This is a genomic window from Lelliottia sp. 489, from assembly GCF_050435885.1.
In the GTDB taxonomy this organism is placed as follows: Bacteria; Pseudomonadota; Gammaproteobacteria; order Enterobacterales; family Enterobacteriaceae; genus Enterobacter; species Enterobacter nimipressuralis.
The window spans coordinates 432,691-445,461 of record NZ_JBNDLC010000002.1 but is presented as its reverse complement, the minus strand read 5'-3'; the positions used below and the strand labels follow the sequence as shown (position 1 = coordinate 445,461).

Genomic DNA, 12,771 nt, shown 5'->3' with positions numbered 1-12,771 from the left:
GGGGATGAGGAGCGTGGCTTCAACTCAACCGCGTAAAATTTTATCCATCATGCGCCCCGGCAGCAGACGTTTGAGCCAGCCCACGGCGTGGGTGACGAGGGTCACCGGATAGCGTATTTTCGGGCGATCGCTTTCAAAAGCATGGCGCACTTTGGTGACAACTGCCTCTGGTCCGAGGGTAAAGCGTGCCGCAATGCCAGGATTTTCGACCGGATTGTCGGACAGGGTTTGATTTACGTTTTCTGTGAAACGGGTGCGAATCGGGCCAGGCTCAATCAGGCTGACCTTAATACCGCTGTGGCGCAGCTCCATGCGTAAGGCATCTGACCAGGCCTCCAGCGCATATTTGCTGGCGGCATACGCCCCGCGGCCCGGCGTGGAGATCAGGCCCATCACCGACGAGGTCATCACAATGCGGCCTTCTCCGTGGGGCAGCATCGCAGGCAACAGCGCCATGGTCAGCTGGTGGATGCCAAAAAAGTTGGTGGAAAACTGCTGCTCAAGCTGCTCGCGCGAGATGGTTTGCAGCGGGCCGTACACGCCGAAACCGGCGTTGTTAAACAGGCCGTACAGACGATTACCCGTGAGGGCGATCACTTCTGCGGCGGCGCGTTCAATGCTTTCCGGCGAGTCCAGATCCAGTAACACGCCCTGAAAACCTTTGCTGTTCATGCGTTCCACGTCTTCTTGTTTCCGGCATGCGGCGATTACCCAAAATCCCTGGCGCTTCAGTTCGAACGCGCTTTCAAGGCCAATTCCGCTGGAACATCCTGTAATTAAGACCGATTTTTGCATAACTTTACCTGTCAGGATCTCCGCTTAATTAAGAGTCATGTTTAACTAGAGGAGCCAGTCGAGTCGCCATCCAGTCTGCAATAAAGGGCTGGGCGTCGCGATTGGGGTGAATACCGTCATCCTGCATCCATTGCGGTTTCAGATAGACCTCCTCCATGAAAAATGGCAGCAGCGGAATATCGAATTCTTTGGCAAGCTTGGGATAGATGGCGCTAAAGGCCTCATTATAACGGCGTCCGTAGTTCGCAGGCAGACGAATTTGCATTAATAACGGCTGCGCATTGGCGGCCTGAATATCCGTAATAATTTTGCGTAAGGTTTCTTCTGTCTGTTGCGGCTGGAATCCCCGCAGACCGTCGTTACCGCCCAGTTCGACCAGCACCCAGCGCGGTTGATGTTGTTTGAGCAAAGCAGGCAGGCGCGCAAGCCCCTGCTGGGACGTATCGCCGCTGATGCTGGCATTCAGCACCGGCGTTTGGGTCTGCCACTTATCGTTGAGCAGCGCAGGCCAGGCGGCAGTGGCCGCCATCCGGTAGCCCGCACTCAGGCTGTCACCCAGCACCAGTAACGTGTCCGCCGCAGCGGCGCGAAAGGTCATCAGAATCAGAAACAGGAAGGGCAAATGCCAGCGGAAAACATTGTTGCAGTTCATCATCTTAAGAAGTCCGTCGGTCAGGGTGAGCACGAGCTATCCATCCTCACCGGAGTTGAACTCGTTGTCAAACGCGCTGAAACCATTGCGCTGATTGGTGAATCCGGTTCCGGTAAGTCCACCCTGCTGGCGATTCTGGCCGGGCTGGACGATGGCAGCAGCGGGGAGGTCAACCTGGTCGGTCAGCCGCTGCATAAGCTCGATGAAGAGGCGCGTGCGGCGCTGCGAGCAAAGCATATCGGCTTTGTGTTTCAGTCCTTCATGCTCATCCCGACCCTCAATGCGCTGGAAAACGTTGAGCTGCCGGGTCTGCTGCGCGGTGAAAATGCCAGTCAGAGCCGCAGCAGTGCAAAAGCGCTGCTGGAGCAGCTTGGGTTAGGCAAGCGTCTGGATCATCTCCCGGCGCAGCTTTCCGGTGGCGAGCAGCAGCGTGTGGCCTTGGCGCGGGCGTTCAACGGTCGCCCGGAGGTGCTGTTTGCCGATGAGCCGACGGGGAATCTCGATCGGCAGACCGGCGATAAAATTGCCGATTTACTCTTCTCTCTCAACCGCGAGCACGGCACCACGCTGATTCTGGTCACCCACGATCCGCAGCTTGCCGCCCGCTGCGACAGACGTCTGCGTCTGGTTAACGGGCAATTGCAGGAGGAAGCATGATTGCACGCTGGTTCTGGCGCGAATGGCGCTCGCCCTCGCTGTTGATTGTCTGGCTGGCGCTGAGTCTGGCGGTGGCCTGCGTGCTGGCGCTCGGCAGCGTCAGCGATCGTATGGAAAAGGGCTTAAGCCAGCAAAGCCGCGAGTTTATGGCGGGTGACCGCACCCTGAGCAGCTCACGCGATGTGCCGCAGGCGTGGATCGATGAGGCGCGTAAACAGGGGCTGAAGGTCGGTCAGCAGTTGAGTTTCCAGACCATGACCTTCGCCGCTGATACGCCCCAGCTGGCGAGCGTGAAAGCGGTCGACGACATCTATCCCATGTACGGCGAGCTGCAAACCGAGCCGCCGGGCTTAAAACCAACGGCAGGCTCAGTGCTACTGGCTCCGCGGCTGATGGCGCTGCTGAACCTGAAAACCGGCGACAGCATCGACGTGGGCGATGCCACGCTGAAAATCGCCGGGGAAGTGGTGCAGGAGCCGGATTCCGGCTTTAACCCCTTCCAGATGGCACCGCGTCTGCTGATGAATACCGCTGATGTGGCAAAAACCGGGGCTGTACAACCGGGCAGCCGCGTCACCTGGCGCTACAAATTTGGTGGCACGCCTGCGCAGATCGACGCCTACGAAAAGTGGCTGAAACCGCAGCTGAAACCGGAACATCGCTGGATTGGCATGGAGCAGGACGACGGCGCGCTGGGGAAATCCCTCGAACGCTCGCAGCAGTTTTTACTGCTCTCTGCGCTGCTGACCATGCTGCTGGCGGTTGCTGCCGTGGCGGTAGCGATGGGGCACTACTGCCGCAGCCGCTACGATCTGGTGGCGATCCTGAAAACCCTCGGCGCGGGCAGGGCGCAGTTGCGTAAGCTGATCGTTGGCCAGTGGCTGATGGTGCTGGCGTTGTCTGCTATCACCGGCGGGGCGATTGGGCTGCTGTTTGAAAAAGTGCTGATGATCCTGCTGAAACCGGTGCTGCCTGCCGCACTTCCGCCAGCCAGCCTGTGGCCCTGGCTGTGGGCCATGGGGGCGATGGTGGTGATTTCGCTGCTGGTGGGGCTGCGCCCTTATCGCCTGCTGCTGGCCACACAGCCGTTGCGGGTGCTGCGCAGGGATGTGGTCGCCAGCGTCTGGCCGCTGAAATTCTATCTGCCGGTTGTGGTGGCAGTGGTGGTGATGTTGCTCGCCTGGCTGATGGGCGGCAGCATGTTACTGTGGGCGGTGCTGGCCGGTGCCGTTGTGCTGGCGCTGCTGTGCGGCGTGCTGGGCTGGATGCTGCTGAACGTGCTGAAAGGGCTGACGCTGAAATCCCTGCCCGTGCGTCTGGCGGTTAATCGTCTGCTGCGCCAGCCGTGGTCTACCCTCAGCCAGCTGTCGGCATTTTCACTCTCCTTTATGCTGCTGGCGATGCTGCTGGTGCTGCGCGGCGATCTGCTTGACCGCTGGCAGCAGCAGCTGCCGCCGGAAAGCCCGAACTATTTCCTGATTAACATCGCGCCGGAGCAGGTCACGCCGCTGAAGGCTTTCCTGTCTGAGCATCAGATTGTGCCCGAGTCGTTCTATCCGATTGTCCGCGCGCGGCTGACGCAGATTAACGGCAAGCCGACGGAGGGGAATCAGGACGAGGCGCTTAACCGTGAGCTGAATCTGACCTGGCAGGACAAGCGTCCGGATCATAACCCGATTACCGCCGGAAACTGGCCGCCAAAAGCGGGTGAAGTGTCGATGGAAGAAGGGCTGGCTGCACGGCTGAAAGTCGGTTTAGGTGATACGGTGACGTTCACTGGCGATACCCAGGACTTTAGCGCCAAAGTGACCAGTCTGCGTAAAGTGGACTGGGAAAGCCTGCGTCCGAACTTCTTCTTTATCTTCCCGTCCGGGGCGCTCGACGGGCAGCCGCAAAGCTGGCTGACCAGCTTCCGCTGGGAAAACGGCAACGGCATGCTGACGCAGCTGAACCGCGAGTTCCCGACGGTGAGCCTGCTGGATATTGGCGCGATCCTGAAACAGGTCGGCCAGGTGCTGGAGCAGGTAAGCCGTGCGCTGGAGGTCATGGTGGTGCTGGTCACCGCCTGCGGCCTATTGCTGCTGCTGGCGCAGATGCAGGTGGGAATGCGACAGCGCCATCAGGAGCTGGTGGTGTACCGCACGCTCGGCGCGAGTAAATCCCTGCTGCGCACAACCCTGTGGTGCGAGTTTGCGCTGCTGGGGCTGGTGTCGGGACTGGTGGCGGCCATCGGTGCAGAAACCGCGCTGGCCGTGCTCCAGACCAAAGTCTTCGACTTCCCGTGGGAGCCGGACTGGCGGCTGTGGCTGATCCTTCCGGTCTCCGGCGCAGTGCTGCTCTCCTTGTGCGGCGGCTGGCTGGGAACGCGTCTGCTAAAAGGCAAAGCCCTGTTCCGTCAGTTTGCCAGTTAATTCCCTCACGTGATGATTACGCACCGGTTTATATACTGGTGTGTAATCATTAAGTAGCACAAATCGATAATACCCCCACTTTTAGCAGCACAAAACATTAAAAACCCAACACCACGGCTCGTTTAATTCCGGATATTATTTGTCTGCTAAATAATTAGCAGCGTGTCTATCAAGGAATAATAATGACCATAAAAAAAACAGCGCTGGCGGCAACGATCGGCGCGGCAGTGGCATTGGCGTCTTTCGCAGCACAAGCGGAAATCACCGTACTGAAACAAGATCCGCAGGCGGGCAACCCCCTGAGCCGTCTTAACTTCACCGTTGGCGGCAGTATTCGTCCTCAGTTCAACATGATGACGGGTGACGGCGACAAAGGTTCTTACAAGCGTAACGGCTTCGACGGCGGTACACGTTTCCGTTTCGCCGCAGATTACTACCTGTTCGATGACATCAGCTGGATAAGCTACTACGAGCTGGGTGTGAACATTCCGGCGCTGTTCGACTGGGATAATCACTACGCAGAAGGCGCGAACGACACCTCTCGCCGTATGCTCTACACCGGCCTGAAAAGCGATACCTGGGGTACGCTGACCTTCGGTCAACAGAACAGCGTCTATTACGATGTGGTGGGCGCGAAAACCGATATCTGGGACTACGACATGATCGGTCAGGCTCCGGGTAACGGCATCAACGGCGACTACGACGGCTCTTATCGTTCACGCAAAATGCTGAAATATAAGAAAACCGTGGGAGATGCCGATATCTACGCCTCCTACCTGTTTGAAGACGGTGAATACCTGCCAGGTAACGGCCTGCGTTACAAACGTAAAGGCGGCGGTTCACTGGGTCTGGATTACCACCTGACTACCGACCTGACCTGGGGCGCGGCGTGGAACTACACCCGTGCGGATATGCGTAACCCGGATAACGGCGACAGCAAATCTTACGACCAGAATATCCTCGGTACGGCACTGAGCTGGACCCCGGACAACTGGACCTTCTCCGCAGGCGGCGGCTGGTATCAGAACTTCATGACCACCAAAAAAGTGTCCGTGAACGACTACTTTGCCGGTGATGCGTGGGGTATTGAATACTTCGCGGGCTACAAAATCCCGGTTGGTCAGTATGCGCTGAAATCCGTTCAGCCGTACGTGATGGGCGATCGTATTGAGTATGTGAATGGCCGCAACTACCAGCGCACCGATAATGGCGTGGGTGTGAGCTTCCAGCTGGATTACGGTTTCCGTGTTGATTACGAGCACGTCTTTACCTCTAGCACCGACGACCTGGGTGATATGAACCTGGTACGTCTGCGTTACGACTTCTAAGTCTGAACGCGTGGCCCCGGTGGCACGTTGCTACCGGGGCCACGAACTGTGCCGATCTCCCCCGTTCATATACGCGCACGGTCTATCCTTTCCCATAAAACGCATTTCCCAATTTCCTGCACATTCAACGACATATTCCGCAACATCATGAAATAATTTCAAGGACAGCCGCTTGTGATCTGTGTCATGTTAAACAGACTCTGCCCCGCATCGTACGGGGCATCACAACGTCACACCGCTTTGAAATGGAGATCTCATGGGAATTCGTCACACGCTTCGCGCCGCTGCCGGTGCGCTTTTGCTGCTCTGCGGTTTGCAGACCGCCCACGCTAACAGCGATCCGCACACCATTGTGTTTGGCGTCGCCCCAGGCCCTTACGGCGATATGGTGAAACAGGCCATTGCCCCCTCGTTGAAAGAGAAGGGCTACAAAGTCGTGGTGCGCGAATTCAGTGATTACGTGCAGCCGAATATGGCGCTCTCAAACGGCAGCATCGACGCTAACCTGTTCCAGCACTCGCTCTATTTTAATAAGTTCACGGCGGATAAAGGGCTGAAACTGACCAAATTACTCACCGTGCCGACTGCGGGAATGGGCTTTTACTCGCGCCAGATCAAGAGCCTGGATCAGCTTAAAAAGGGCGATATTGTGACCCTGTCAAACGACCCGACCAACCTCGCGCGCGGCCTGCGTTTCCTGCAGTCCCTGAAATTAATCACCATCAAAGACAACATCGATCCGACCAAAGCCTCTGAGCGCGATATTGCCAGCAACCCGAAAGGGCTGGTCTTCAAACCGCTGGAAGCCGCGCAGCTGCCGCGCACGCTTGATAGTGTCACGGCCTCGCTGGTGAACGGCAACTTTGCGATTGCCGCCGGGCTGGATCTCTCCAGCGCTCTGGCGCAGGAGCATCTCGATGAAAACCTGAAAAATATCATCGCCGTACGCACGGAAGATGCGGATAAACCCTTCGCGAAAGATATCGTGGCGGTGGTGCAGTCCCCGGCCTATCGCGCGGTGATCGACGATCCGAAAAACGTGTATACCGCTTTCCAGAAACCGGACTGGATGACGGCCGCAAAACCGTAATCGCGTAACCGATCGACAGGGCAGCCGAGTCTGCCCTTTTCGCATTTCTGAGGTAGTCATGATTGAGTTAGACAAGGTATGCGTCGACTTCCAGACAGGACGTGGACCTTCCACCCGCGCGGTTTCCGACGTCAGCCTGACGATTGCGGCGGGCGAGATTTTTGGCATTGTCGGCACCAGCGGCGCCGGGAAAAGCACGCTGCTGCGCACCCTTAACGCGCTTCAGCGCCCGAGCGCGGGCCGCGTGAATGTTAACGGCGTGGAGATTTCTGCCCTCGACGGCGTGAATCTGCGTAAAGCGCGCCAGCGTATTGGCATGATTTTCCAGCATTTCAATTTAATGCATACCCGCACGGTGGCGCAGAACGTGGCGTTTAGCCTCAAAGCCGCCGGATGGGCGCGCAGCAATATTGCCCCGCGCGTGGCGGAGATCCTCGCCCTGGTCGGGCTGACGGACAAAGCGAATCGCTACCCGGTGCAGCTGAGCGGCGGGCAGAAACAGCGCGTGGGGATCGCCCGTGCGATTGCCAACCATCCTGACGTCCTGCTCTGCGACGAACCGACATCCGCGCTGGATCTGGAAACCTCGGCTACCATTCTGGCGCTGCTGAAGCAGATCAACCAGCAGATGGGGATCACGATCGTGCTGATCACCCATGAGATGAACGTGATCAAATCTATCTGCGATCGCGTGGCGGTGATGTCCGGCGGCGAAGTGGTGGAGCTGGGCGAGGTGTTTGACGTCTTTGCCCATCCGCAGCATCCGTTCACGCAGCAACTGGTCTCCCATACTCTGAACCTGACCCTGCCGGAGCGGTTGCAGCAGCACCTGCCGGGGCAACTGCTGAAAATTCTGTTTATCGGTGATTCCGCCGAGCAGCCCGTGCTCTCGGATGTGGCGATTAAATTTGGCGTGGCGGTGAATATTCTGCACGGCAAAATCGAGTACATCGGTGAACGCGCGCTGGGGATTCTGGTGGTGCAGCTGACGGCGGATGACCCGTCCGTGGTGGCGTCTGCCGTGGAACATATTCGTCATCGTACAGCCCAGGTGGAGGTGATCCGTGGATGATTTAGTGGCCGATCTGGGCCTTGCGTTTAACGAAACCTTCCAGATGCTGAGCATCTCAACGGTGCTGGCGATAATTGGCGGCCTGCCGCTCGGCTTTTTAATTTTTGTCACCGACCGCCACCTGTTCTGGCAAAACCGCGCTGTCTATCTGGTGAGCTCCGTGCTGGTGAACATTATCCGTTCGGTACCGTTCGTGATCCTGCTGGTTCTGCTGCTGCCGTTGACGCAGCTGCTGCTCGGCAACACCATCGGTCCGATTGCGGCGTCGGTTCCGCTCTCCGTGGCGGCGATTGCGTTTTACGCCCGTCTGGTGGACAGCGCGCTACGAGAAGTGGACAAGGGGATCATCGAAGCGGCAGAAGCCTTTGGTGCCAGCCCGATGCGGATTATCTGCACTGTTTTACTGCCGGAAGCGAGCGCCGGGCTGCTGCGCGGCCTGACCATTACGCTGGTGAGCCTGATCGGTTACTCGGCGATGGCGGGAATTGTCGGCGGCGGTGGGGTAGGGGATCTGGCGATCCGCTACGGCTATTACCGTTACGAAACCCAGGTGATGGTTGTCACCGTGATCGCGCTGATCGTGCTGGTGCAGATTGTTCAGGTGCTGGGCGACTGGCTGGCGAAACGCGCCGATAAGCGCGATCGCCGTTAGAGAATCAGGCCGCCAGCCAGGCGGCCACCGCGTTAAATTCGCCCCGAAAGACAATTTTGTCGGCTTTTTTCGCCAGCTGAAAGCGGTACATCGGGTCGTAATAGTCATTGAGCAGTGGCGCAAGCCAGGAATAGTGCGCCTCGGTACGTCCGGTGCGCTGCTGCTCGATGAGCGCGGAATCAAGTAAGGCGCTGAACTCTGCAAACCGCTGTAACCCCAGACGGCGGCGGATGGCAAACAGACCGTGGTGCAGATAATCGGTGTACTCCTGCCAGCCTTTTTCTTCGCCGAATGCGGCTGAAAAATCCTGCCACATGTGCGCGAAATACTCCTCGCGCAGGCGTTCAAGACGGATATCAAAAGGATCGTCCACCACCACGATAGGTGATTCCGCCATGCGCTCGCGCAGACACTCCGGCAGATGGTTGGAGCCAATCATGCGGCCTTCGTCTTCCAGCACCCAGCGCGCGGCGTCCTTTTTCAGCAGCGCGACGGCCAGGTGATTTTCAAAACTGGCCTGCGACAGCTGGGCATTAAGCGTGCGGCCAAAGGATGAGCCGCGATGACGCGCCAGCCCCTCCAGGTCGATGCCCGACGCGTGCTGTTTAACCAGCAGCGTTTTGCCGCTGCCGGTACAGCCGCCAATCAGCACCATCGGCTTTTGCACCTGTTCGGCGGTGGCTTGGATCGCGGTCTGACGCAGGGCTTTGTAGCCGCCCACAATCAGCGGGTAATCAATGCCCACCGCGTTTAGCCACGCCTGGGCAATGTGCGAGCGCTGCCCGCCACGCGCGCAGCAGAGATAGCCGCCAGGGTTTGCCAGACAGGCGTCGCGCCAGGCGTTAATCCGCTCTTCCCGCGTGTCGCCGCTGACCAGACTATGGCCCAACGCCAGCGCGGCTTCTGGCCCCTGGCGTTTATAGCACGTGCCCACGGCGGCGCGTTCGTCGTCGTTCATCAGCGGCAGATTGAGCGCAGCAGGCATGGCGCCCTGGGTGAATTCGATCGGCGCGCGAACGTCGAGTAAAGGGGTATCGGCGGCAAGGATCGCGCGATAGTCCGTTCCATCGTTCATGAGAAGTCCTGAAGGAAACAAAACAGCAATAGGCGGGGATTTTACGCGCGTTGAAAGATGCCGGGGAAGGAAAAGATCAACTCCCCGGCATTTAGACCTTATTTGAGTTTGCTTTGCGCCCAGGCGATGCCGCTTGCGTACTCAGGTGGCAGCAGCGGAACCATCGCTTCGAGGGTGGCGCTCAGGCGGCCAGCGTCGTCATCGTTCAGATTGAGATGCCCGACTTTACGGCCTTCGCGCACCTCTTTGTCGTACCAGTGCAGATGGACCAGCGGCAGTTTCAGCCAGTCATAATTCAGATCGGTACCGATGAGATTGATCATCACCGACGGGCTGTTCACCACCGGCTGCGGCAGCGGCAGATCGGTGATGGCGCGCAGGTGCAGCTCAAACTGGCTGATAGAGGCGCCGTTTTGCGTCCAGTGGCCACTGTTATGCACGCGCGGGGCGAGTTCGTTGATCAGCAGACCGGCTGGCGTGATAAAGCACTCCATCGCCATGACGCCGACGTAGCCCAGCTCATGCATGATGGCTGAGAGCATATCTTCGGCCTGCGCCTGCTGAGCGGCGTTCGCCTGCGGGAACACCACGCTGGTGCGCAGAATACCGTCCTGATGCAGGTTATGGGTCAGGGGATAAAACACCGTGCTGCCGTCATGGGCGCGCGCGCCAACCAGCGACACTTCGCCGCTAAAATTGATCCCCTGCTCGACGATACATTCGCCGTAGCACTCGTCAGGCAGCTCGGCGGTTTCGTTTGCACGTAAACGCCACTGGCCGCGCCCGTCGTAGCCGCCGGTGCGACGCTTCACGATCGCCAGCTCGCCGAGGGTCTCGAAGACAGCCGGCCATTCGCGTTTATCCGCCAGCAGTTGCCACGGGGCCGTCGCCAGGCCCAGCTTGTCGAACAGCTGTTTTTGCGTCAGTCGGTCAGCAATAATCGGGAACACATCGCGGTTCACAAAGGCGTTATGACGCGCCAGCTCGCGGGTTAACGCGGTTTCCGGCCAGCGCTCGATTTCAGCGGTGATAACGCTTTGCTGAAACGGCACGGCTTCCGGCTCGGCGTCCAGCCCGACGGGCCAGACGCTGATGCCCAGCGGCTCACCTGCCTGACGCAGCATTCGGCCCAACTGACCGTTCCCAAGGACGCAGACTTGTTTCATGCCTCACCTCGCGGATCCGGATTCTCCAGCACCTCGTCGGTCTGGGCTTTACGCCACTCTGCCAGACGCTGATGTAGCTCTTTATCGTGTGTTGCCAGAATTTGTGCCGCCAGCAGCGCAGCGTTCGCGGCACCCGCTTTGCCAATCGCCAGCGTACCGACCGGGATCCCGCGCGGCATCTGTACGATGGAATAGAGGCTGTCGACGCCGCTCAGGGAGGCACTTTGCACCGGCACGCCCAGCACCGGCACCAGCGTTTTGGCGGCAATCATGCCTGGCAGATGTGCAGCACCGCCCGCACCGGCAATGATCACCTGATAGCCGTTCTCTTCTGCGCCTTCGGCGAAGCTGAACAGTTTATCGGGAGTACGGTGCGCGGAGACCACTTCAATATGATGTGGAACGTTCAGGATTTCGAAGATTTCGGCGGCAAACTGCATGGTAGCCCAGTCGCTTTTGGACCCCATCACGATGGCGACACGCGCCGGATTATTGCGGGAAGACATGCGTCTTAAAACTCCTGTGGGTGCGGAACACACTGCTTTGAGGGCACAGAGAATAGCATTAAATTACGAGCAGGAAAACGATTGCGTAGCGATGATTTCGGCAACAAACAGAGGGGGATTAAAACGGGAAAGGGATCAGTTCTATACCGTCTGGCGTGACTTTTACCATTGAGCCTTCCGTATGCCAGGCGCCTAACACGACGCGGTGCGCGGGCTCTCCGTTGGCGGACAGCGTGTGGACGTCCGGGCGGTGGGTATGGCCGTGGATAAGCCATTGCACGCGATGTTTTTCCATCACCTCGATAACCGCCTGCGGATTCACATCCATGATGGACAGGGATTTGCTGCTGTTGGCGGCTTTACTGCCTGCGCGCATTTTGGCGGCAATGCGGTTGCGGATAAACAGCGGCAGAGCAAGAAACAGGGTCTGAATCCATGGCGTATGGACTTTGGCGCGAAACGCCAGATAGCCGGTATCGTCGGTACAGAGCGTGTCGCCGTGCATGATCAGCACCTTGCGACCGTAGAGATCGAGCACCTGTTCTTCCGGCAGCAACGTCATGCCGCTTTCACGGGCAAAGCGTTTGCCAATCAGAAAATCGCGATTGCCATGGATGAAGAAGCAGGGGACGCCGGAATCAACCAGCGCTTTGATGGCGGCGGCGATTTCACGGTGCAGAGGGTTGGGATCGTCGTCGCCAATCCAGGCTTCAAAGAGATCGCCCAGAATGTAGAGCGCGTCGGCAGAGCGGGCTTCGCCTTGTAAAAAACGCAGAAAACCGGCGGTGATCGCCGGTTCTTCTGTTTGCAGATGGAGGTCTGCAATAAAGAGTGTCGCCACCAATTACTCGCTGACGGTCACGCTGGTAATGATAACGTCTTCTTTAGGAACGTCCTGATGCATACCGCTGCGGCCAGTTGCCACGCCTTTGATTTTCTCAACCACGTCCATGCCTTCAACCACTTCTGCGAATACGCAGTAGCCCCAGCCCTGCATGCTTTCGCCGGAGAAGTTCAGGAAGTCATTGTCAGCCACGTTGATGAAGAACTGGGCAGTCGCAGAGTGTGGAGCCTGGGTACGCGCCATTGCCAGCGTACCACGGGTGTTTTTCAGACCGTTGTTCGCTTCGTTTTTGATCGCTTCTTTGGTTTCTTTCTGGTTCATGCCAGGTTCAAAACCGCCGCCCTGAATCATAAAGCCATTGATCACGCGGTGGAAAATAGTGTTGTTGTAGAAACCTTCGCGGCAGTAGTCCAGGAAGTTTTTAACTGTTTCAGGCGCTTTATCGTCAAAAGTTTTGATGACGATATCGCCATGATTAGTGTGGAAAGTAACCATTTTTGCATCCTGTTCCGGTATTGTGGTA

The 12,771-nt window shown here is 58.1% G+C and carries 13 protein-coding genes; 6 read left to right on the top strand and 7 right to left on the bottom strand.

All coding sequences use genetic code 11. The features are described from left to right. Positions 1 to 24: 24 nt before the first annotated feature. Together ABIE11_RS10125 and tesA are read right to left on the bottom strand one after the other, a co-directional pair. Positions 25 to 795, bottom strand: a complete 771-nt coding sequence (locus ABIE11_RS10125; RefSeq protein ID WP_429184430.1) for an SDR family oxidoreductase — start codon at positions 793 to 795, stop codon at positions 25 to 27. A 28-nt stretch (positions 796 to 823) separates the two neighbouring features. Continuing rightward, on the bottom strand, positions 824 to 1,450 hold the full coding sequence (tesA, locus tag ABIE11_RS10120) for a multifunctional acyl-CoA thioesterase I/protease I/lysophospholipase L1 (RefSeq protein ID WP_100780759.1): 627 nt from the start codon (positions 1,448 to 1,450) through the stop codon (positions 824 to 826). Here tesA and ybbA point away from each other — a divergent pair. The 6 genes from ybbA to ABIE11_RS10090 all read left to right on the top strand — a co-directional run bounded on the left by ybbA (position 1,418) and on the right by ABIE11_RS10090 (position 8,657). After that, positions 1,418 to 2,104, top strand: coding sequence for a putative ABC transporter ATP-binding protein YbbA (gene ybbA / locus ABIE11_RS10115; RefSeq protein ID WP_100777348.1), 687 nt, complete (start codon positions 1,418 to 1,420; stop codon positions 2,102 to 2,104). The two genes, tesA and ybbA, sit on opposite strands and share 33 nt — an antisense overlap. After that, positions 2,101 to 4,515, top strand: a complete 2,415-nt coding sequence (ybbP, locus tag ABIE11_RS10110; RefSeq protein WP_429184429.1) for a putative ABC transporter permease subunit YbbP — start codon at positions 2,101 to 2,103, stop codon at positions 4,513 to 4,515. The genes ybbA and ybbP overlap by 4 nt, the downstream gene beginning before the upstream one ends. Before the next feature lie 176 nt (positions 4,516 to 4,691). Continuing rightward, entirely contained in the window at positions 4,692 to 5,843 is a 1,152-nt protein-coding gene (locus ABIE11_RS10105) for a porin (protein WP_181827920.1), read from the top strand. Between the two features lie 256 nt (positions 5,844 to 6,099). Then, positions 6,100 to 6,933 (top strand): MetQ/NlpA family ABC transporter substrate-binding protein, encoded by an 834-nt coding sequence (locus ABIE11_RS10100; RefSeq protein ID WP_123429346.1) that lies wholly within the window; start codon positions 6,100 to 6,102, stop codon positions 6,931 to 6,933. A gap of 58 nt (positions 6,934 to 6,991) precedes the next feature. After that, positions 6,992 to 8,005 carry a virulence-associated ABC transporter ATP-binding protein SfbB gene (gene sfbB / locus ABIE11_RS10095; RefSeq protein WP_100777344.1) on the top strand — a complete coding sequence of 338 codons (1,014 nt, stop codon included), beginning with the start codon at positions 6,992 to 6,994 and terminating at the stop codon, positions 8,003 to 8,005. Beyond that, a complete protein-coding gene (locus ABIE11_RS10090) occupies positions 7,998 to 8,657 on the top strand; it encodes a methionine ABC transporter permease (protein WP_100777343.1) in 660 nt (219 codons plus the stop codon). The genes sfbB and ABIE11_RS10090 overlap by 8 nt, the downstream gene beginning before the upstream one ends. A 4-nt stretch (positions 8,658 to 8,661) precedes the next feature. Here the strand turns inward: ABIE11_RS10090 and mnmH are convergent, their stop codons facing one another. The 5 genes from mnmH to ppiB form a co-directional block, all read right to left on the bottom strand. After that, a complete protein-coding gene (gene mnmH / locus ABIE11_RS10085) occupies positions 8,662 to 9,732 on the bottom strand; it encodes a tRNA 2-selenouridine(34) synthase MnmH (protein WP_429184428.1) in 1,071 nt (356 codons plus the stop codon). Positions 9,733 to 9,830: 98 nt separating this feature from the next. Then, positions 9,831 to 10,898, bottom strand: coding sequence for a 5-(carboxyamino)imidazole ribonucleotide synthase (purK, locus tag ABIE11_RS10080; protein ID WP_429184427.1), 1,068 nt, complete (start codon positions 10,896 to 10,898; stop codon positions 9,831 to 9,833). Further along, the gene (gene purE / locus ABIE11_RS10075; protein ID WP_429184426.1) at positions 10,895 to 11,404 is read right to left on the bottom strand and encodes a 5-(carboxyamino)imidazole ribonucleotide mutase; all 510 of its coding nucleotides are present in this window, start codon (positions 11,402 to 11,404) and stop codon (positions 10,895 to 10,897) included. Before purE ends, purK begins: the two co-directional genes overlap by 4 nt. A 118-nt stretch (positions 11,405 to 11,522) precedes the next feature. Then, positions 11,523 to 12,245 carry a UDP-2,3-diacylglucosamine diphosphatase gene (gene lpxH / locus ABIE11_RS10070; RefSeq protein WP_319423894.1) on the bottom strand — a complete coding sequence of 241 codons (723 nt, stop codon included), beginning with the start codon at positions 12,243 to 12,245 and terminating at the stop codon, positions 11,523 to 11,525. A gap of 3 nt (positions 12,246 to 12,248) precedes the next feature. Continuing rightward, on the bottom strand, positions 12,249 to 12,743 hold the full coding sequence (ppiB, locus tag ABIE11_RS10065; RefSeq protein ID WP_107704116.1) for a peptidylprolyl isomerase B: 495 nt from the start codon (positions 12,741 to 12,743) through the stop codon (positions 12,249 to 12,251). Positions 12,744 to 12,771 lie beyond the last annotated feature (28 nt).

Coding starts and splice junctions, on each gene's coding strand:
- purK (WP_429184427.1), bottom strand. CDS start 10,898: ATGAAACAAGTCTGCGTCCTTGGGAACGGTCAGTTGGGCCGAATGCTG.
- mnmH (WP_429184428.1), bottom strand. CDS start 9,732: ATGAACGATGGAACGGACTATCGCGCGATCCTTGCCGCCGATACCCCT.
- ABIE11_RS10125 (WP_429184430.1), bottom strand. CDS start 795: ATGCAAAAATCGGTCTTAATTACAGGATGTTCCAGCGGAATTGGCCTT.
- ABIE11_RS10100 (WP_123429346.1), top strand. CDS start 6,100: ATGGGAATTCGTCACACGCTTCGCGCCGCTGCCGGTGCGCTTTTGCTG.
- tesA (WP_100780759.1), bottom strand. CDS start 1,450: ATGATGAACTGCAACAATGTTTTCCGCTGGCATTTGCCCTTCCTGTTT.
- sfbB (WP_100777344.1), top strand. CDS start 6,992: ATGATTGAGTTAGACAAGGTATGCGTCGACTTCCAGACAGGACGTGGA.
- ybbA (WP_100777348.1), top strand. CDS start 1,418: ATGCCAGCGGAAAACATTGTTGCAGTTCATCATCTTAAGAAGTCCGTC.
- purE (WP_429184426.1), bottom strand. CDS start 11,404: ATGTCTTCCCGCAATAATCCGGCGCGTGTCGCCATCGTGATGGGGTCC.
- ppiB (WP_107704116.1), bottom strand. CDS start 12,743: ATGGTTACTTTCCACACTAATCATGGCGATATCGTCATCAAAACTTTT.
- ybbP (WP_429184429.1), top strand. CDS start 2,101: ATGATTGCACGCTGGTTCTGGCGCGAATGGCGCTCGCCCTCGCTGTTG.